This window comes from Chthoniobacter sp. (assembly GCF_040003245.1).
Classification (GTDB): domain Bacteria; phylum Verrucomicrobiota; class Verrucomicrobiia; order Chthoniobacterales; family Chthoniobacteraceae; genus Chthoniobacter.
Genome location: NZ_JBDUCX010000048.1, coordinates 13,055 through 33,063 on the forward strand (window position 1 = coordinate 13,055; position 20,009 = coordinate 33,063).

Annotated in this window: 17 protein-coding genes and 1 tRNA gene; 9 read left to right on the forward strand and 9 right to left on the reverse strand. The window is 63.1% G+C overall.

The window, feature by feature from the left end:
- Positions 1–48 precede the first annotated feature (48 nt).
- Genes xseA through ABJF10_RS08755 form a run of 5 tightly spaced genes read right to left on the reverse strand, consistent with a single transcriptional unit; the run spans position 49 to position 5,857 of the window.
- Positions 49–1,425, reverse strand: a complete 1,377-nt coding sequence (gene xseA, locus ABJF10_RS08735; protein WP_348544167.1) for an exodeoxyribonuclease VII large subunit — start codon at positions 1,423–1,425, stop codon at positions 49–51.
- Positions 1,422–2,777, reverse strand: a complete 1,356-nt coding sequence (locus ABJF10_RS08740; RefSeq protein ID WP_348544168.1) for a (Fe-S)-binding protein — start codon at positions 2,775–2,777, stop codon at positions 1,422–1,424. The genes xseA and ABJF10_RS08740 overlap by 4 nt, the downstream gene beginning before the upstream one ends.
- On the reverse strand, positions 2,770–4,143 hold the full coding sequence (locus ABJF10_RS08745) for an FAD-linked oxidase C-terminal domain-containing protein (RefSeq protein WP_348544169.1): 1,374 nt from the start codon (positions 4,141–4,143) through the stop codon (positions 2,770–2,772). The genes ABJF10_RS08740 and ABJF10_RS08745 overlap by 8 nt, the downstream gene beginning before the upstream one ends.
- Before the next feature lie 50 nt (positions 4,144–4,193).
- Positions 4,194–4,838, reverse strand: a complete 645-nt coding sequence (locus ABJF10_RS08750) for a C39 family peptidase (RefSeq protein WP_348544170.1) — start codon at positions 4,836–4,838, stop codon at positions 4,194–4,196.
- Complete coding sequence (locus tag ABJF10_RS08755; protein WP_348544171.1) at positions 4,835–5,857, reverse strand: 2-enoyl thioester reductase domain-containing protein; 1,023 nt, start codon at positions 5,855–5,857, stop codon at positions 4,835–4,837. Before ABJF10_RS08755 ends, ABJF10_RS08750 begins: the two co-directional genes overlap by 4 nt.
- Before the next feature lie 25 nt (positions 5,858–5,882).
- Here ABJF10_RS08755 and ABJF10_RS08760 point away from each other — a divergent pair, with 25 nt between their 5' ends.
- On the forward strand, positions 5,883–6,824 hold the full coding sequence (locus ABJF10_RS08760) for a cation diffusion facilitator family transporter (protein ID WP_348544172.1): 942 nt from the start codon (positions 5,883–5,885) through the stop codon (positions 6,822–6,824).
- An 87-nt stretch (positions 6,825–6,911) separates the two neighbouring features.
- Here ABJF10_RS08760 and ABJF10_RS08765 read toward each other — a convergent pair whose 3' ends face one another.
- The gene (locus ABJF10_RS08765; protein ID WP_348544173.1) at positions 6,912–9,059 is read right to left on the reverse strand and encodes a TonB-dependent receptor; all 2,148 of its coding nucleotides are present in this window, start codon (positions 9,057–9,059) and stop codon (positions 6,912–6,914) included.
- A gap of 241 nt (positions 9,060–9,300) precedes the next feature.
- Here ABJF10_RS08765 and ABJF10_RS08770 point away from each other — a divergent pair, with 241 nt between their 5' ends.
- The 3 genes from ABJF10_RS08770 to ABJF10_RS08780 are packed head-to-tail and all read left to right on the forward strand — an operon-like array spanning position 9,301 to position 13,460.
- Positions 9,301–9,552, forward strand: a complete 252-nt coding sequence (locus ABJF10_RS08770) for a GlsB/YeaQ/YmgE family stress response membrane protein (RefSeq protein ID WP_348544174.1) — start codon at positions 9,301–9,303, stop codon at positions 9,550–9,552.
- Between the two features lie 57 nt (positions 9,553–9,609).
- Positions 9,610–12,015: a PSD1 and planctomycete cytochrome C domain-containing protein gene (locus ABJF10_RS08775; RefSeq protein WP_348544175.1), complete on the forward strand. Its 2,406-nt coding sequence runs from the start codon at positions 9,610–9,612 to the stop codon at positions 12,013–12,015.
- Positions 12,012–13,460 carry a DUF1501 domain-containing protein gene (locus tag ABJF10_RS08780; protein WP_348544176.1) on the forward strand — a complete coding sequence of 483 codons (1,449 nt, stop codon included), beginning with the start codon at positions 12,012–12,014 and terminating at the stop codon, positions 13,458–13,460. The genes ABJF10_RS08775 and ABJF10_RS08780 overlap by 4 nt, the downstream gene beginning before the upstream one ends.
- A gap of 4 nt (positions 13,461–13,464) precedes the next feature.
- Here ABJF10_RS08780 and ABJF10_RS08785 read toward each other — a convergent pair whose 3' ends face one another.
- Positions 13,465–14,505: an aldose epimerase family protein gene (locus ABJF10_RS08785; protein WP_348544177.1), complete on the reverse strand. Its 1,041-nt coding sequence runs from the start codon at positions 14,503–14,505 to the stop codon at positions 13,465–13,467.
- 291 nt (positions 14,506–14,796) lie between these two features.
- On the opposite strand from ABJF10_RS08785, the gene ABJF10_RS08790 reads away from it, so the two are divergent.
- Genes ABJF10_RS08790 through ABJF10_RS08800 form a run of 3 tightly spaced genes read left to right on the forward strand, consistent with a single transcriptional unit; the run spans position 14,797 to position 17,708 of the window.
- Positions 14,797–15,924, forward strand: a complete 1,128-nt coding sequence (locus tag ABJF10_RS08790; RefSeq protein ID WP_348544178.1) for a glucose 1-dehydrogenase — start codon at positions 14,797–14,799, stop codon at positions 15,922–15,924.
- A 26-nt stretch (positions 15,925–15,950) separates the two neighbouring features.
- On the forward strand, positions 15,951–16,589 hold the full coding sequence (locus ABJF10_RS08795; protein WP_348544179.1) for a cyclase family protein: 639 nt from the start codon (positions 15,951–15,953) through the stop codon (positions 16,587–16,589).
- A gap of 60 nt (positions 16,590–16,649) precedes the next feature.
- A complete protein-coding gene (locus tag ABJF10_RS08800; protein ID WP_348544180.1) occupies positions 16,650–17,708 on the forward strand; it encodes an acyltransferase in 1,059 nt (352 codons plus the stop codon).
- Between the two features lie 44 nt (positions 17,709–17,752).
- Here the strand turns inward: ABJF10_RS08800 and ABJF10_RS08805 are convergent.
- Positions 17,753–17,828: transfer RNA gene (locus tag ABJF10_RS08805), tRNA-Ala, on the reverse strand.
- A 222-nt stretch (positions 17,829–18,050) separates the two neighbouring features.
- Between ABJF10_RS08805 and ABJF10_RS08810 the strand changes: the two genes are divergently transcribed.
- A complete protein-coding gene (locus tag ABJF10_RS08810; RefSeq protein ID WP_348544181.1) occupies positions 18,051–18,779 on the forward strand; it encodes a YgaP-like transmembrane domain in 729 nt (242 codons plus the stop codon).
- 163 nt (positions 18,780–18,942) lie between these two features.
- Here the strand turns inward: ABJF10_RS08810 and ABJF10_RS08815 are convergent, their stop codons facing one another.
- Positions 18,943–19,209: a hypothetical protein gene (locus ABJF10_RS08815; protein ID WP_348544182.1), complete on the reverse strand. Its 267-nt coding sequence runs from the start codon at positions 19,207–19,209 to the stop codon at positions 18,943–18,945.
- Positions 19,210–19,402: 193 nt separating this feature from the next.
- Here ABJF10_RS08815 and ABJF10_RS08820 point away from each other — a divergent pair, with 193 nt between their 5' ends.
- Positions 19,403–19,876 (forward strand): hypothetical protein, encoded by a 474-nt coding sequence (locus tag ABJF10_RS08820; protein WP_348544183.1) that lies wholly within the window; start codon positions 19,403–19,405, stop codon positions 19,874–19,876.
- The last annotated feature ends 133 nt before the right edge of the window (positions 19,877–20,009 follow it).

Here is a 20,009-nt window from a genome sequence, read left to right on the forward strand (position 1 = left end):
AAAACGCCGATTCCAGTTGCTGGAATCGGCGTTTTTCTTTTGCCGCGTCTACTCCGCAACCGAATTCACGGAGCCATCCTTAAATCGCGTAGTCAGCTTCGTCTGAGGAGCGACCTGGCTCACGGAGCGGATGATGGCTCCTCCGCGGATGCTGGTAATACTAAAACCGCGCGCCAGCGTTGCTTCCGGGGAGAGCGCCTTGAGCAGTGCCTCCACGTGGGCAAAGCGCTGCTTTTGTTTCAGCACCTGCGCACGCGCACAGTTACCCACACGCGACGTCAACGTGCTCAGGCTATGACGGCTCAAAGCCAGCTGCTGGTCGGGAAGATGCTCCCGCAGCCGGGCGCGAAGATCCACCAATTGGCGTTCGCAGGTGCGCCGGCGCTCTTGAATGGTGCGTCGGAGGACTTCCCCTGCCATATCGACGCGTTGGGCGTATTCGCGCAGCGTCCGCAACAGCGCCTGCGGCGAGGCGACGCGCGAAAGGTAAGCGAGACGGTTCCTCTCCTGCAGCAGCAGTCCCCCCGCCGCACGCTGGAGCCGGCTGCGCGCATCGACGACATACCGGCGCAACGCCTCTCCATCCGGCACGATGAGTTCGGCAGCAGCACTCGGGGTAGCGGCGCGCAAGTCCGCCGCGAAATCTGCAATGGTAAAATCGATTTCATGGCCGACCGCGGAGACCACCGGCACGACCGACTGCACGATGGCGCGCGCGACGGCCTCTTCGTTGAACTCCCACAAGTCCTCGATGCTGCCTCCTCCCCGCCCCACCACGATGACATCAATCGGCAGAACACCGCGGGCGATCAAGTCGTTCAATTCCGCCACCGCCGTGGCGATCTCCTGCGCGGCCCCCTGCCCTTGCACGCGCACGGGACTGATCACCACGCGCACCCACGGGGCGCGGCGGGCGAGGATATTGAGCATGTCGCGCAAAGCCGCACCGGTCGGTGAGGTCACGAGACCGATCGTCCCGGGAAATCGGGGCAGCGGCCGCTTGCGCGCGGAATCGAACAGTCCCTCCGCCTCGAGCTTTCGCTTCAACGCTTCGAACTTCGCTTGCAACAGCCCCGCCCCCGCCGCCTGCACGGCCTGCACATTGAGCTGATACTGCCCGCGCGCCTCGTACACCGTCAGCGCACCGCGCACCTGCACGTGCATGCCGTCGGCCAGCGCCGTCTGTTTCAACCGCAGCCCGCCGCGGGCAAACCACACACACGCCACCTGCGATTGCTCATCCTTGAGCGTGAAATACTGGTGGCCGGAGGGCTGCTTCCGGTAATTGCTGATTTCGCCCTCCACCCACACGGCGCCGATCTGGTCCTCCAGTGTCGCCCGCACTGCCCGCGTGAGTTCGCTCACGGTCAACACGCGCGGCTCTTCGCGCGTCGGTTCCGCGCTGCCGAAAAGATCGGCGCTCACGGTTGCTCACCGCCTTCCCGATAGGCGCGCGCGAGCAACGTAATCGGGTGCACAATCTCCAGCGCCTCTCCGCTCTCCCGGGCGCCGGCTTCGAGTTGCACACTGCATCCCGGGTTTGCCGTGGCCACGACCTTCGCGCCGGTTTTGGCGATGTTCTCGAGTTTGCGGCGCAGCAGTTGGTGCGACATCTCGGGCTGGGTGATGTTGTAAATTCCGGCGCTGCCGCAGCACCAGGTCGATTCCGGCAACTCGACCAGCTTCAACCCGGGTATCCCCTTCAACACCGCGCGCGGTTGCTGGGTGATCTTCTGCCCGTGGCAGAGATGACACGCCTCGTGATACGTGACCGTGGATGGAGAGGCACACGCGGCCGGCGGCGGCGTCATTCCGATTTGCACCAGCCACTCGTGAATATCCTTCAACTTGCGCGACCACTGCCGGGCGCGCTCCGCATATTGCGGATCATGCTCCAGCAGGTCGTCGTAATGCTTGAGGTGGGAGCCACACCCGGCGGCGTTGGTAATGATCGCGTCCAGCTTGTCCAGCGATCCGGCCGCGCGCTCCATGTCGTCGATGTTCTTTCGCGCCATCGTCCGCGCCAGCGTAAGCTCGCCGTTGTGCGCATGCAGCGAGCCGCAGCAGTACTGGGCTCCGGGCGTGATAACCTCGCAGCCATTGGCCAGCAGCACATCCACCGTATCGCGATTCACATGCGGATACACCAGGTCCTGCACGCAACCGGTGAGCATGCCCACGCGATAACGCGGCTGCAGGGGCGATTCGATCGCGCCGATCAGCGCATCGGAAAAATCAGGCTGCACCCGTGGGGTGAGCGGCTCGAGTTCACGCAGGTCGCGCGGCAGCAATGCCGTCAGGCGCAGCGTCCGGACCAGCCACTCCAGCCCGCTCACTTGATAGAGCCGCAGCAAGCGCCCCAAGGCGCGCAGGGCCAACGGACGCGAAAAGAAAAAGCGCAAGGCAAAGGCCCTCACGAGGTCGCGCTTGGGGTAGCTCAGGACGCCCGCGTCCTCGATGTCCGCGCGCGCTTCCTCAAACATCCGTGCGTAATTCACCCCCGCGGGACACGCCGTTTCGCAGGCGAGACAGCCGAGGCAGAAATACATCTCTTCGCCAAAGGCCCGGGTCACCTCGAGGTGCCCTTCCGCCACGTTGCGCATGAGCGCGATGCGGCCACGCGGGCTGTTGCGCTCGAGCTTGGTGGCGTCGTAAGTCGGGCAGGTCGGCAGGCACATGCCGCAGTGGATGCACTGCTGGAGCACCGCAAAATCGAGGTGCGCGAGGTGATGCGGCTGGGAGCCGTGCTTCACGGCGCTGGTCGGGATGTCAGTCAAAGATCTTCCCTGGGTTGAGGATGCCGTCCGGATCGAGCGTCCGTTTCAATTGCCGCAGCAGCGAAAGACTCGCCTCGCCGATCGCCTCAGGCAGGAACTTCTTCTTCGCCAGCCCCACCCCATGCTCGCCGGTGATGGTCCCGCCGAGCTGGATGGCGTAATCGAAGATCTCCTTCATTGCGATCTCCACACGCTCCATCTCCTCGGTATTGCGCTCGTCGGTCAGGAAAGTGGGATGCAGGTTGCCGTCGCCCATGTGACCGAAGGTTCCGATGCGCAACCGATGGCGTGCACCGACATCTTGGATGAAGCGGATCATCTTCGTCAGCTCGCTGCGCGGGACGGTCGCATCCTCGAGAATCGTGGTGGGGGAAACGCGGGCCAGCGCGGAAAAGGCCGAGCGCCGCGCCGTCGCCAGCTTCGCGGCTTCCTCGGCATTCGCCGCGATCTGCACAGCCTTCGCACCGCAGCGCCGCGCGATCTCCTCCATTTGTTTCGCCTGCTCCCCGGTCACCGCCGGGTGCCCATCGGTCTCCATGAAGAGGATGGCCTCGGCATCGAGCGGCAGGCCGATCTTCGCGTAATCTTCCACGCACTTGATCGTGATCCGGTCGAGAAACTCCATCGTGCACGGGATGATCTTCGCCGCGATGATCGCCGAGACCGTATCCGCCGCGGCGTCCATGGTCGCATAGGTCGCAAGCAGCGTCTTCTTCGACGCCGGCTTCGGCACCAGCTTGAGCAACACCTTGGTGATGATCCCGAGCGTGCCCTCGCTGCCGACGAAGACGTCCTTCATCGAGTAGCCCGCCACATCCTTCACGCACTTGTTGCCCAGAAAAACGATCTCACCGCTCGCCAGCACCACTTCCAGCCCCATGATATAGTCCCGCGTGATGCCGTATTTCAGCCCTCGCAGACCACCGGAATTCTCCGCCACGTTGCCCCCGATGGTGGAAATCTTCATCGACCCCGGATCAGGCGGATAGAGCAGCCCGGCGGCATCCGCCGTCTCCGTAATCTTCTGCGTAATCGTCCCTGCTTCCGCGAAAATGGTCAGATTCTTCTCATCCAGCTCCAGCACGCGATCCATCTTCACGAGGCACAGCACGATGGCCTTCGCCGTCGGAATGCTCCCGCCGCTCAGGCCCGTACCCGAGCCCCGCGACACAATCGGAATCTTCTCCTTCGCCGCGTAGCGCACGATCTTCGCCACTTCCTCGGTGGTCTGCGGAAAGACGACGACGCCCGCCTCACCCTGCAACGCCGCCGTCCCATCGAACCCGTAGGTCAGCAAATGCTCACGCTCGGTGAGCACGCGTTTCGGATCGAGAATGGCAGTGAGTTCAGCAGCGTGCGGGGACATCGGGCCGGAGATTTCTACGGGGAATTGTCGCGGCTGCAAAGCACGAGCGTTCAGAGTTTTTGATAAAAACGCAGCGCCTCGATCTTGCTGCCGAATTCCCGCAGCGGATACAGCCCCTTCGCCGCGCCAGCGCCGGGGTCGCGGGTGAGGTAATCGAACCCCTCCTTGCCCGCGATGACGACGAAATGCGTGATCCCGGAAGGCAGCCGCAAGCGCACGATGACGGGATTGCCCCGCTCGAGATTGCCGTCGATCAACTCGTACGACGGCAGATCCTCGTAGGCCTTGCGCACCTTGCCGGGATTGTAATCCGCCGCGCTCTCCCAATAGAGCCAGCCCTGCGGGGTAAAGCCACCGTGGTCGGTCAAATAGCGGTTCAAGCGCTGCGGATCGACATCGAACCCGTAGCTCGCCAGCACCATGGCCGCGGAGGCGACCGCGCAACCTTCCGCGCCGAGCGTATTGTGCGTGGGCCCGAGCAGGTCGGAGCGCCAGCGGTCGTCGCCCTGGCGGAAAGACGGCACCGGCAGTTCCACGCGCTGGAAAAAATACCGCCCCCCGCTCGGCTCGATCTTCCCCGTGTGCGCCCACACCTGCTCCATGTGCCGGTAGCCGATCATCGCCGCGAACGTGCCGAAGACCAGCGCGAGCAGAGCCCACTGGCGGAGGCGGAAGAGAAAGCCAGAGCGTTTCATGAGCGTGGGGAAAATTGCGCGACGATCTCCGGCGCGCCAAACAGAATCTTGCCCGCGCGCTGACTCTGCGCCGCGTGCTTCACCGCGGCCGCGGCTTCACCGAGCGGATAGACCCGCTCGACCGGCGTGTGCAACAGCCCGCGCTTCGCCAGCGCCGAGAGTTCCTCGAACATCGCCGCCTCCGCCGCGTGCGTGGCTTCCCGATACCACTGCGAAATCCAAAATCCACGCCAGCGCAGGTCCTTGAAAATCAGCAGGCCATTCGGGATGCGCAGCGGCTGGCGGCTCATCGCGCCGAAGGTCACATGGGTCCCACCCGGCGCGAGGGCATTGGCCACGCGCAGCGCGCTGTCGCCACCCACACAATTCAAGGCCAGTCGCACCGGTGCGCCGGCAGTGGCTGCGGCGATCTGGTTCTTCGCCTCGTCATCGTCGAGTAACACGACGTCGCCCCCCAAGGCCTTCAGTTCGTCGATCAATTCCGGACGCCGGACGAGATTGATCGTCCGCCAGCCGTTGGCTTTCGCGATCTGAATGACGAGCTGCCCGACCGCCGAATTCGCCGCGTTTTGAATGACGAAATCGCCCGCGGCCAGGTCGGCGAAATCCCGCACCATCCGCAGCGCGGTCGCCGGATTGATGCGCAGCATCGCGGCTTGCTCGACCGGCACTTCTGGCGGCACGACGGTCAGCATTTCGTCCGCGTCGACGATCATCGCCGCCTCGCGCCAGGCGCCCAACCCATGGGGCAGCAGGACATGATCCCCCACGCGCACGTCCCTCACCTCGGCACCAATCTCCTCGACCACGCCCACACCTTCCACTCCCGGCACGCCCGGCAGTTCCGGCCGGATCGGATACTTCCCCTCGAGCACATTCAAATCTGCCGGGTTGATCGGCGAGGCGAGCACGCGCACCCGCGCACCCTCCGCGGTGAGCGCCGGCACCTCGACACTCCCCACGCGCACGACATCCGCGGGGACCCCAAATTCTTGAAGAACAATCGCACTGACATTCATAGGCATACCCCTACGATGCCGCCCCGTGGCCCACTCCACAAAGCCATTTCCATCGCCCACCGCGCCCACCGCGCCCACCGTTTCCGTGAGTGAAGCCGGCTACGGCGTCGGCGCGCGCCTCGCGCTTATCGGCGTCGCCGTCAATTTCTGCCTCGCCGTCATCAAGATTGCCGCCGGTCTTCTCGGTAATTGCTACGCCCTCATCGCCGATGGCATCGAAAGCACGCTCGATATCTTCAGCTCCCTCGTCATCTGGTTCGGCTTGAAAGTCGCCGCCGCGCCGCCGGACGACGAACATCCCTACGGCCACGGCAAGGCCGAGCCCCTCGCCTCCGTCGCCGTGGCCCTCATCGTCATCGCCGCCGCCATCGGCCTGGCCTTCCAGAGCATTCACGAAATCATCACACCGCACCACACCCCGGCGACTTACACCCTCGCCGTGCTCGTGGGTGTGATCATCATCAAGGAAACCCTCTTTCGCAAAGTCTCCGGCGCCGCCGAACAACTCGGTAGCACCGCCGTGAAGACCGACGCCTGGCATCACCGCGCCGATGTCGTGACCTCCATCGGCGCCTTCATCGGCATCAGCATTGCCATCCTCGGCGGCAAGGGCTGGGAGCCGGCCGACGATTGGGCCGCGCTTTTCACCTGCACCATCATTGGCTTCAACGGCTACAAGCTGCTCATGCCCGCGCTGCACGAGGTGATGGACACCGCACCGCCCAAGGAACTCCAGACCGCCGTGCGGACCATCGCCGCCGGCGTGCCCGGCGTCGCCGACGTCGAGAAATGCCGCATTCGCAAGATGGGCATCGCCTATTACGTGGATATCCACATCGGCGTGGACGCAAATCTCACCGTCCGCGAAGGGCACGAGATCAGTCACGCGGTCAAGGATGCCATCCGCACGGTGAAGCCGGAGATCGTCGATGTGCTGGTGCACATCGAGCCGGTGGAGCCGGCATAAAAACCTGTCATCCTGATCCCGCGACTGCGGGACGATGGATGATAGCCTTGTAGGGACACGCGGAGCGCGTCTAACCGTGTAGCAACTCTAAAAGTCAAACGACAGCCCCCCATAGAATCCCCGACGCGGCCCGAACTGCGGGGCGCCGACGCCGATTCCTGAGCCGTCGCGCAGCTCGTAGACCTGATCGAACAGATTGACCACATCGAAACGCGCCTTGATCGAGCGCGACCCGCCCACCTTGAAGCGATGCTCGACGCCGACATTGGCCGTGGCATACCCCGGCATCTTCTGCGTGTTGGCAAAGCCGCGCCGCAAGCCGCTGCCGTACAGGCAATCCGCCGAAAAGCGCGTCTCGTTCCATTGATACGACACGCCAAACGACCCGGTCAGCCGCTGGTCGTGATCGAGGAAGACGCTGTGCTTATCGATATAGTCGAGTTCGTCCTGCCCGAATTGAAACTCGCCCGAGACAATCTGCCGGCCCGTCGCATGGCTGTAGGCCAGGTTGGCGTAGGCGGAAAAGTTGTCCTGCTGATAGTTCGCCGCCAGTTCCGCACCATAGATCTCCCCTTCCTTGTAGTTGAACGGCGAGAAAATCAGCGCGGATCCGAACTGGCCTTCATCCAGTTGGTTGCGGGCTTTCTTGTAGTAGCCATCTAGGCCCATGCTGAACCGCTGCCCAAACTTCTGCGTGATTCCCGCGTCGAAATAATGCGCGCTCTCGGCCCGCACGGGGGAGCCGGTCGTGACCTCCGAGGCATTGGTCGTGCCGTTGAATTTCGTGACGCTGGCCGGCGACACCAGTTCCAGCGGAGGCGGCGTGAAGTAGCGGGCATAGCCGGCGTGCAGCGTTGTACTGTCAGTGGCCTCGTAGACGAGATTGATGCGCGGGCTGAACTGGTTCTCGTTCGTGTAGGCGTTCACCACGTCGAAGCGTCCGCCGAAATTGACGGTCAGCCGATCCAGCAGCTTCCACTGGTCTTGCAGATAGACGCCGTAGAGGTAGCCGTTCTTGTGACTGTTGTCGGGGATGGTGAAGGGCACGGAACTGGCCTGCGCACCGGTGGCGTCCGTGGCAAAGACGGCGGTCTTCGTTTGCACCGTGGCGATCTCGGCGGTGTAAAGCAGCCCGGCGCGGAGGGTGTGCTGTTTCCCCAGCTTGTAGCTGGAATCGAGCTGGAAGCCGTTTGAAAGGATGCTGCGATCCACGTGGCTGGCCACGCCGTTGAACAGCAAATCCCCCGTCGCATCCGGCGTGAACAGCACGCCGCTGTAGCGCGTGAACCCCGAGAACTGCAGGTCAAAATCCCCGATGCTCTTCTGGTAGGAGAGGATCGCGTAGTAATTGTTCTCGTGCTGATTCTCGTTGAGCGAGCCAGAATTGAACGGCTTCACGCCATCCAGGGCGAACCCGGCCGGCTGGTCCGGATTGTTCGGAATCTGGAAGTCGCCGTAGGAGGCGCTCAGGATCAGGCTCAGGCGGCTGGTCTCATCGATCACATACGAGATGTCGCCGAAGCCCTTGTATTGCTCGGTGTAATCATGCAGCGGCCGGGTGCTGCTGGTCGGGTTTTCAATGCCAAGATCGCTGTGCAGGAAACTGCCGGTGAAAAAGTAGCTCAGCTTCCCACTCGTCCCACCGAATTCGAAGCTGGGCCGCAGGGTGTCGTAGCTGCCGCCGTAGAGCGAAACGTCGCCGCCGTTCAGGTTCAGGCCGCTCTTCGTGTGAATGTCCACGATCCCCGCCGTGCGATAGCCGAACTGCGCGGGCAGTGCCCCGGTGATCAGCGAGACATTCTCCACGAAGCGCGTATCCAGTTCCTGCCCGAAGCCGCTGATCCCCTCCGGGATCAGGACGCCGTTGATGCGGTATTGCAGATTGGCGTGCTCGCCGCGGATGTGGAGCTGGCCAAAGGAATCCTGCGCGACGCCCGGTAAACGCAAGATAGTTTGATTAAACGGCGCATCCTCCCCTTGCGATTGCGTGGTCAATCGGTCGCGGGTGATGGTGTAGGAAGTCGCTCCCAGGCTGGGGACAATCTCATCGCGCGCCTGGTCGAGCCGCGCCACCACCTCTACCTCCGGAAGCTCTACCACGTTTGGTTGCGCGACCTCCGTCGCCGGTGAGGCCAGGAGGGGAAAAAGGGCAGCGAACGCCAGCGGACACCATCGCTTGTGGGTGAAATATGTCTTCCGTCCGGTGATTTTCAATCGTCGATAGTCGTATTTCATAAATGCAAGTAAACTGCGTTAAGGCAATGCGACTACCTGGTGCCTCAAGTACAGGCAATAGAATTTTGCGCGTTTAATGCCATTTGATTGCGTTTACATCCCAACACTACGGTTTGTTGACGGCTTTTATTGTCTATTATTTGCGTTAGTTCCGCTTTACTCCCCTCCACCAGCGCACCCTTCACGACCGCACCGACGACTTTTACCGCCGACTCGAGACGCGCATGCGATAACATCCCGTATGCATTTCCTCGGAGTTCTCATCATCGGCCTCCTCATCGGGGTCATCGCCAAATTCCTCATGCCTGGCCGCGATCCCGGCGGGTGCATCATCACGATGCTCCTCGGCGTCGCCGGCGCGGCCTTCGGCACTTATCTCGGGCACCTCCTGGGCTTCTATGAGATCGGACAGCAGGCCGGCTTTATCGGCTCCGTCATCGGCGCGATGATCATCCTGCTGATCTACCGCATGATCATGGGCAAGCGGCCGTAGTCCGGTTACGCAAACGCGGAATTGCCGGGGAGGCCGCTCTCGGCCACTTTGCGGGCCATGTTGTGGCCCCCCGCCCGAACTCTTACCCTCTGCATTCCCGTGCTGCTCGCGCGGGTCCTGACGGCTTCGGCGGCCATCCCGGACAAGCCTTCGTATAACCGCGACGTCCGGCCGATCCTTTCCAACAACTGCTTCTACTGCCACGGCCCGGATGAAAAGAAGCGCGAGGCCAAGCTGCGGCTCGATATCCGCGAGAATGCGCTCGCCGAGCACGATAGCGGACACGCCATCGTCCCCGGCAAGCCGGATGAGAGCGAACTGCTGACCCGCATCCTTACGCACGACAAGGACGAGATCATGCCGCCACCCAAGGCGAAGAAAGCGCCACTGACGGTCGAGCAGATCGCCACCCTCCGCCGCTGGATCGAGCAAGGCGCGGAGTACGAAGGCCACTGGGCATTCCTGCCGCTGAATTCCGCGCCACCTCCGACCGTGCGCAACCGCGCTTGGGTCCGGAATCCGATCGATCAATACATCCTCGCCCGCCTCGAGCGTGAGCGTATCCAGCCATCGCCGGAGGCCGACCGCGCGACGCTGATCCGCCGCGTATCGCTCGATCTACTGGGACTGCTGCCCACGCCCGAGGAAGTCGCGGCATTCGTCGCCGACCCGGCGCCCGATGCCTACGAGAAACTCGTCGACCGCACCCTCGCCAATCCGCACTACGGCGAGCGTTGGGGCCGGCATTGGCTGGACCAGGCGCGTTACGCGGACTCCAACGGCTACTCCATCGATAGCGCCCGCGCCATGTGGCCGTATCGCGACTGGGTGATCAAGTCGCTCAACGACGATCTGCCTTTTGATCGGTTCACCATCGAGCAACTGGCCGGCGATCTTTTGCCCAAGCCGACGAAGAACCAGCTCATCGCCACCGCCTTCCATCGCAACACGATGATCAACGAGGAGGGCGGCACGAAGCCGGAGCAATTCCGCGTGGAGAGCGCCATCGATCGCGTGAATACCACGGGCGCGGTCTGGCTGGGGCTCACCGTGGGCTGCGCGCAATGCCACTCGCACAAGTTCGATCCCATCTCGCAGCGTGAGTTTTATCAGTTCCTTGCCTTCTTCAACCAGGGCGAGGACATCAACTCCAAGGGCGCCACGGTCGAGGTCGCGCGGGGCGAAGTCTTCGGCCAGCCGGTGCAGCCCACCAGCGCGGAGATTCAGTCACTGCGCTTTCCGAAGAAGACGCCGACCCAGGAACAATGGGAACGGAAGGAACTCATCCGGTTGCAGAAGCTGCCGCCGGAGCAGGCCCCGAGCGACTTGCTCCAGGCGCTGAACATCTCCGAACCCACCCGCGAGGAAGGCCAGAAGAAGCTCCTCGCGGCTGCTTACGCGAAGGCCTTTCCGAATGCCAAAGCGGCCAAAGCGAAGCCGGTGGACGGCGATGTGGTGGATCTGATGATCATGCAGGACCTCGCCCAGCCGCGCCCGAATTACCTGTTGCTGCGCGGCGATTACACCCGGCCCGACGAGAAGAATGGCCCGCTCCAGCCCGGCGTGATCACTGCGGTCAGCGCCGCCTTTCGCGCGCCACCCACGGAATTCCGCAACCGCCTCGACCTCGCCCGCTGGCTGGTGAGCCCGGACAATCCGCTGACCCCGCGCGTGACCATGAACCGCGTCTGGATGCGCTACTTCGGCCGCGGCATCGTGGAGACGGAGGAAGATTTCGGCACGCAAGGCAGCGGCCCGACCAACCCGGAATTGCTCGACTGGCTGGCCCGCGAGTTCGTGCGCCAGGGCTGGTCGATGAAAAGGATGCACCGGCTCATCGTCACCAGCGCCACCTATCGGCAGAGCTCGCAGGCGCGGCCCGATCTGCTCGAGAAGGATCCGCGCAATCTGCTCCTCGCCCGGCAGGAGCGGGTGCGCGTAGAAGGCGAGGTGGTGCGGGATACGGCGCTCTCTGCGAGCGGCCTGCTGGATGCGACCATCGGCGGCCCCAGCGTGCACCCACCCCAGCCCGCCGGAGTCTATTCCTTCACCCAGACCGGCAAGAAATGGAAAGATGACACCGACGGCAATCGCTTCCGGCGCGGGCTTTACACGCAATTCTATCGAAGCGCGCCCTATCCGTTGCTCACCACTTTCGACTCGCCGGATTTCTCGAATGTCTGCACGCGGCGCGCCCGCTCGAACACGCCGCTGCAAGCGCTCAACGTGGCCAATGATCCCGTCTTTCTCGAACTTGCCCAGGGCGTCGCAGCGCGGGTGGAGAAAGAGGTCGCGGGCGACGATGCCGACGCGCGTTTGCGCCGCGCTTTCGCGCTCTGCCTCAGCCGCGAGCCCTCCGCCAGTGAGCTTTCCGTGCTCCGCGGCTACGCCGCCAAGGGCAACGATCTCGCCGCCATCGTGCGCGTGCTTTTCAACACCGACAACTTCATCACCCGCGAATGAACCCGCACGATCTTCAGCTCCGCGACATCACCCGCCGCCATTTCTTCGGCAAATGCGGCGTGGGCCTCGGCGCGCTCGCCTTGCAGCAGCTTCTCGCGGAGACCGGCTGGGCCGTGCCGGGCGGCCCCGTCATCGATCTGGCCCATCCGCTGGCGCCGCGTGCGCCGCACTTCGCGCCGAAAGCGAAGCGCGTCATCTATCTCTTCATGGCCGGGGGACCGTCGCAACTCGACCTCTTCGACGACAAGCCGAAGCTGCGTGAACTGCAAGGCCAGCCGCCACCGCCCAGTCTCATGGAAGGCAAGCGCTTCGCCTTCCTCAAGGGCAACGAGACGTTGCTCGGCTCGCAGCGGAAATTCGAAACCTGCGGCCAAAACGGCATGACGGTGAGTGAGCTTTTCCCGCATCACCGCCAGATCGTGGACGAGGTCTGCTGGCTGCGCGGCGTGAGCACCGATGTCTTCAATCACGCTCCGGCAAAGCTCTTCATGAACACCGGCTTTCAGGCGCCAGGACGCCCCGCCATGGGCGCGTGGACGACCTACGGGCTGGGCAGCGAGTCGCGCGATCTGCCCGGCTTCGTCGTGCTGCAAAGCGGACCGCGCGGGCCGCGCGGCGGCTCGACGCTCTGGAGCAGCGGCTTCCTGCCCACGTCGTACCAGGGCGTGCCGTTTCGCGGCAAGGGCGACCCGATCCTCTATCTGCACAGCCCCGAGGGGCAGACGCGCGAAAAGGAGCGCGCCTTTTACGACACCGTCGGCGCGCTCAATCACGCCCGGCTCGATGAAACCGGCGACCCGGAAATCATGACGCGCATCAACTCCTACGAGATGGCGTTTCGCATGCAGACCAGCGCACCGGAGCTGATGGATCTCTCGCAGGAAAAACCCGAGACGCTGGAACTCTATGGCGTGAAACCGGGCGTACCTTCCTTCGCGGCGAACTGCCTCCTCGCGCGGCGCCTTGCCGAGCGCGACGTCCGTTTCGTGCAGCTCTACCACACGAATTGGGACAGCCACGGCGGCCCGGGCGAGAACCTCAACGGCGACTTCGAAAAGGTCTGCGCGGAGGTGGACCGGGCCAGCGCGGCGCTGGTGCTGGATCTCAAGCAGCGCGGCATGCTCGAGGACACGCTCGTCATTTGGGGCGGCGAATTTGGCCGCACGCCGATGGGCGAAAACCGCGCCAGCATCGGACGCGATCATCACGTCGATGCCTTCACCATGTGGCTCGCCGGCGGCGGCGTGAAGCCCGGACTGCTTTACGGCGCGACCGATGAACTCGGCTTCGGCGTGGTGGAGAACAAGGTTCACGTCCACGATCTGCACGCCACGATCCTGCACCTGCTCGGCTTCGATCACGAGAAGCTCACCTACCGCTTCCAAGGCCGCGACTTCCGCCTGACCGACGTGCACGGCCAGGTCGCCAGGGCGATTTTCAGCTAACGAGCTACTTCACCGAGAACTGGTGCACCGTCGTAGAACGGAAGGTCTGCCCGGGACGCAGGACCGTGCTCGGAAAATCGGGATGATTCGGCGAATCGGGATAGTGCTGTGTCTCGAGGCAAAAACCGTAGTTCTTCCGATACACGATCCCGCTTTTGCCGATGACCGAGCGATTGAGAAAGTTGCCCGTGTAGAGTTGGATGCCGGGTTCGGTGGTCGAGACCGTCATCACGCGTCCGCTCTTCGGCTCGTAGACTTCCGCGGCCAGGGTCATCGCGTTCGGCTGCGGCTGGTCGATGATGAAATTGTGATCGTAGCCGCCCGGCTCGCCGATCATCTGCGCGTAGTCTTTGGCGAGCGGCTTCGCCGTCGTGAAATCCATCGGCCCGCCGGCCACCGGTTCGATCTTGCCGGTCGGAATCCCGGTCGCATCCACGGCGGTGTAGTGACTGGCATGCAGCCGCACCTCGTGACCAAGGATGTCTCCTTCGCCGGCGCCCGCAAGATTCCAGTAGGCGTGATTGGTAAGATTCAAAATGGTCGGTTTGTCCGTCGTCGCTTCGTAGTCGAGCCGCAGTTCGCTCTTCTCCGTGAGCGTGTAGGTGATCGCCACTTGCAACGTGCCCGGGTAGCCCTCTTCGCCATCCGCGCTGGTATAGGTGAATCGCACCGCGTTCGCGCCCTTCACCGCTTCCCCCTTCCAGTTGCGATGATGAAAGCCCGTGACGCCGCCGTGGAGATGGTTCGGCTCATCGTTCAAGCCGAGCGTGTAGGTGACGCCATCGAGCGTGAAGTGCCCGCGCGCGATGCGATTCGCAAAGCGCCCGGTGGTCACGCCGAAGTGCGGGTGCGCCCCGAGGTAGCCGTCGAGCATATCGAAGCCGAGCGTGATATCGCGCATCGCCCCACCGCGGTCGGGCACATCCATCTCCACCAGGCACGCCCCCCAGGTGGTCAATTTTGCTTTCAGCCCGGCGGCATTCGTCAGCGTGTAAAGTTCGACGGTCTCGCCGTCGTGCGTTTTTCCGAAAACTTCTTGGTGCATGGAGGATTCTTCTTTGGCTGGTTCCCGGGAAAAGGCCGCCGCGATGGAGCCGGCGAGACAGAAGCCGCAGGCGATGACTGGAAGCAGGGTCTGAAGGGCGCTTTTCAGGGGGAAAATGGGGGTTGCGGCTATACGTGCAGAAAAGCGCACCGGCTGCCAAGCCCTGATGCGCGCCCGCAAGGCCATTACGTAGAAAAAATTTGTTCTCGCGGAACATGCAGGCGATATGCTGTTTTCCCCGCTCCCTTGGCCCTCCGCGTCTCGGGATCACCACTTTTTCCCGCAAGATTGATGAAATCCAATACCATGAAAGGCGTCGGCGTCGTTCCGAAAGACAAGGAATTGCGCGTGATCGACCATCCCGAGCCGTCCATCGCGGCGCCCAACGAAATCAAGATTCGCACGCTCGAAGTGGGCGTGTGCGGCACCGACCGGGAAATCTGCACCTTCGCCTATGGCCAGCCACCAGCCGGCGGCGATTACCTGCTCCTCGGCCACGAATGCCTCGGCGAAGTGATCGAGGTCGGCTCGGCGGTGAAGAAATTTCAGCCCGGCGATCTCGTGGTCCCCAGCGTGCGCCGCCCCTGCAACGACCCCGCCTGCCGCCCGTGTCGCGAAGGTCGCCAGGACTTTTGCGTCACGTGGAAATTCACCGAGCGCGGGATCAACCAGCGGCACGGTTACATGACCGAGCGCTTCGTCGAGGAAGACATCTATCTCACACCTGTGCCGCAAGACCTGCGCGATCTCGCCGTGATGGCCGAGCCCCTCACCATCGCCGAAAAAGGCCTCACCCAAGCCTGGCAGGTGCAAAAGCGCCTCACTTGGGAGCATGACAATCGCGACGGCCAGGGCCGCGGCCACGGGCTCAATGCCGTGGTGCTCGGCGCCGGCCCCATCGGCCTGCTCGGCGCGATGAAATTGCTCATCGAGGGCTTCCGCGTCTTCATCTACTCGCGCTCGCCCAAGCCGAACTTCAAGGCCGACATCGCCGCGCAGATCGGTGCCGAATACATCTCCAACCAGGAAGTGTCCGCCGACGATCTCGCCAAGCACATCGGCAACATCGATCTCATTTACGAGGCCGTCGGCGAAGGCCACCTCACCTTCGATGTCATGCGCGTGCTCGGCATTAATGGCGTCTACATCCTCACCGGCATTCCCGCGGAAAAAGGACCCATCCCGGTCTTCGCGGACAACATCATGCGCCACATCACGCTGAAGAACCAGGCCATCATCGGCACGGTCAATGCCAGCCCGCAGGATTTCGCGGACGCGATTCGCGACCTCGGTGAATTCCAGAAGCGCTGGCCGAAGGCCGTCAACGCACTGATCACCGGCCGCCACAAGATCGACGCCCATCGCGAGCTGCTCGTCGGCAAGGCCACGGGCATCAAAAACGTCATCGAGTTCTCCTGATCCGCGGCAGCGCCCACACCCATTTTATGAGCAAGAATTCCTGGATCGACATCTCCGTCCCACTCAGCAACAGCATGCACGGCTGGCCCGGCAACCCGCCGACCTTCGTCACCATGCACCTCGGCACCGGCAAGGGCGATGTCTGCAACGTGTCGGCGATCAATTTCAACTCTCACACCGGCACGCACATGGACGCGCCGCTGCATTTCCTGCATGGCGCCAAGACGATGGACGACCTGCCATGGGACGCCGTCATCGGCGAGTGTCGCGTCGTGGAGATCAAGGACAAGACCGCCATCACGCCGGCGGAGCTCAAGAAGTTGAAGCCGAAGAAAGGCGAGCGCCTGCTCTTCAAGACCCGCAACTCGGCGAAGAGCTGGAAGAAGCCCGAGTTCGACAAGGACTTCGTCTACATTTCCAAGGAAGGCGCGCAATATCTCGTGGACTGCGGCGTGCAGACCGTGGGCGTCGATTACCTCAGCGTCGGCGGATTCTACAAGGACGGCATCGAAACGCACCACGTACTGCTCGGCGCCGAGATGTGGATCATCGAGGGGCTCGATCTCTCCAAGGTGAAGCCCGGCAAATACGATCTCATCTGCCTCCCGATCAAGTTTCACAAGGGCGACGGCGCTCCCTCGCGCTGTCTCATCCGCCCACGCTGACCGGCGCGGCGTTATCGTTCCCCGAGATCGTTTCGCCAGGTGCGCGGCTGACCTGAAACGATGAGCGCCCTGCCGAGCCGCCAGCCTCCGCGCATTGCGGGTCTCGATACAATCCGCTTCTTCTGCGCGCTGGCGGTGGTTTTCTTTCACTTCCAAGGCCCGCCTCTTTTCCACGGCCTCAGCCGGGACACACCATCCGGCCGCATCATTCTGGGCCTCTACGACGCCGCATTCAATGGCCAGGCGGCCGTCATCGCCTTCTTTGTCATTTCCGGCTTCTGCATTCATCTGCCCTACGCCTCCGGCCGCCGCTTTGCCGCCGGACCGTTTCTCCTGGGCCGCGCCGCGCGCATCCTCATCCCCACGGGCGCTTACCTGCTTCTGCTCCGCTTGCTGCATCATTCGGAAGCCGCGCTCACACTCATCCTGTGGAGCATCTGGTGCGAAATCATTTACTACTTCCTCTATCCATTCCTGCGCGCTGCCTTCGCCCGCAGCTCCGTCATTTTCGTCCTCCTCTGCGCGTACATCGCCGCCGCCATCGTCACCGCGGGCTACGCCTTCGGCCCGGAATGGCAGGCCCTCTTCGCCGCCGGCCGTTGGACCTGGCTCGCCGGTCTGCCCTGCTGGATTCTCGGTTGCCTGCTCGCCGAGCGCGTCGCCCAGACAACCTCGGAAACCCGCGTCTCCCCCACCCGGCTCTGGACCTCTCGGCTCGCCGCGTGGGGCCTGGCCTCCGCCTGCTACCTCGCGATGCTGCATTCTCGCGTGTCCTTCCTCGTCTCCCTCCAAGTCTTCGCCGGCTTCACCTATTTCTGGCTCACCATCGAAATCGGCTGGTATCGCGAGCACGCCGCCTGCCGTCCCTTGGAATGGCTCGGCGGGCTCACCTTCTCCATCTACCTCCTCCATCAGCTCGCCAAACTGCTTCTGGAAAGCCACTTCACCGGTTCCGGCTGGCTCTGGTGGATCGCTGAAATGGTGTCCGTCCTCGGCCTGAGCGCGGTCTTCTACGCGCTGGTCGAAGCCCCTTCCCATCGGCTCGCCCGCACCGTGATGCGCCGCGCAAAGTCCCAGCGGACACCGCTGCGGATGGAAGATGTCAACCCTGTCGGCTAAAGCCTGAGGCTCCCGCGCGGAAGGTTGCCCCCAAAGCCTGCGGATGGTGGAGGTAAGGGGATTCGAACCCCTGGCCTCTTCATTGCGAACGAAGCGCTCTACCAACTGAGCTATACCCCCATCGACAGGGCGGGAAATATGGCCGCATCTGAAAATGGGGCAAGGAAATTTCACCACAATCCTCGCCTCACCGGAGCCGGCTGGCCCGGTCAGAATTCGTGCTTTCGCGCGGCGATCCCGTTACTCCCATTCTTCCCCTACGTCCCATCTCACCGCCCCTCCACCAAAAGCCCCGCCTTAAAACCAATCCGCCCACCCCCGCCGCTGCGAATCCGAGCTAATATGAGCACGTCCCTTCAACCTCTGCGGAAACTCGTTGGACTCACTCGCTGGCCACTGAACCTCGGCCTCACCGAGCGCCTCGGCTCGATCGTGGCCGGGGGCGCATTGATCACCGCCGGGCTGTTGCGTCGCGGAACGTCCCGCGCGGTGCTGGTCGGCACCGGCACGGCCTTCCTGCTCCGGGGTGCCACCGGGCATTGCGCCCTCTACCGCCATTTGGGCGTCGATCGCCTCGACCAGAGGCAACGGGATGGCGTGCCCGGCAATCGCGGATTGAAGATCGAATACACCGTGGCCGTGCGCTGCCCGGCCCCGGAGCTCTACCAATTTTGGCGCAACATCGAGCAACTACCGCGCATCCTCCGCCACGTTGAAACCGTCGAGGCGGTGGACGCCTGGCACTCGCACTGGGTGGCGCGCGGCCCGCTCGGGCCCGCCCTCGAATGGGACGCCGAGATCATCAACGAACACGAGAATGAATTGATCGCCTGGCAATCGGTCCACGGCGCCAATCTGCAAAACGCCGGCTCCGTCCGGTTCGAGGCATTTTCCGATTCCGCCACCTACGTGAAAGTCTGCATCGAATTGCTCCCCATCGGCGGCACCGCCGCCCTCACCCTCGCCAGACTCTTCGGGACCGACCCACAACGCGAACTGGAGGAAGACCTCGAGCGCTTCAAGGATTTCGCCGAGCGCGAGCTCACGCCCTCATCCCACTCGGTGGAATAAGAGTTTGGACGCCGGAGGTATCATGGAGATTCCGTGATCAAAAATTCCGGTCAAACATCCATTGGCGCGCTCTACGATGCGCTTGCGCCATTGGATGTTGGGCGTTCGATGTTGGATGTTCTGCCTCCACCCCTCTGCGTCTCTGCGTTTTTCCCCACCCCTGCTATTGCGAGGACAGCCCCGTCTGCCCGCTCTTCGAATCCTGGAAGATGCTCGCGCGGTAACCAGCCTGCCGCACGGCAATGCAGATCTGGTCCTTGTTGATCACGTTCGGATTGTAGCGGGCGAAAGCGCCGCGCTCGAGTAGCCGGACACTAATTACGCCGGGCAACTGTTCCAGCGATGCTTTCACCGCCAGCTCGGCGGTTTCGGAATCCATGTCGGGAATGGCGAGATCGAGTTCTTCGGGATGGGGTCTTTCAGTTTTCATGGGCTCAGATCGGTAATCGCATCTGCCAGTTGCAGCGCGCTTTTGTGCGACGATATTAACCTACAGCTCGGTCGTTCTCATGTACCACGCAAGCGACATCGTCTCGTCGATTTCTCCTGGCCGGCCGCAGTGCCATTCTGCGGTTTCTGGCGATGGCGCAATCCGCACCGGGGACGAGCGCCGATTCAGGAGTATGACGCTCCCGCTCCATGCTGCCCGCCTGCTCGTCGCCGGTTGCGCGCTAGCCGTCATCACCGGCTGTGCCACGGACCCAGTGCCGATGGGCAGTCGCTTCGTCGTCTCCACCCCGTTCGCCGAATTCTACAAGAACGGCCCAGCCCAGGATATCGGCTTCGCCGATCACACCGCCTCGAACTTTGTGACCGAGCAATCCTCCGGCCCCGATTTCCAACTCCCCAAGGGCGCCGCCGTCACCCTGCTCAAGCGGGAACTCGGTTATTCGAAAGTGATCACGGACAACGGCGTCGCCGGATACGTCGCCAACGAAAAATTGCAACCCGCCCCCGCGGTCGCCGAGCGCACCTCACCCATGGAAATGCGCAGCGACCGCAACATCCGCCAGCGCACGCGGGCCCTTCCTCCTCCCACACGCAAGAACGAAGACCAACTCGACTACAGCGATCTGCCGCTGCCGTTGCCGAGTTAGCCAAGGCAAAAGCGAGAGCGGAAACCGTCTTCGGACCCCGGAACCCCATCACGAGAGCGCCCGTCGCGGAGCGACGTTTCTTGTTTTCCAGGGCTCGAAAGCCCCGGCTACCGGCAGTTCTCTCTCCTCGATC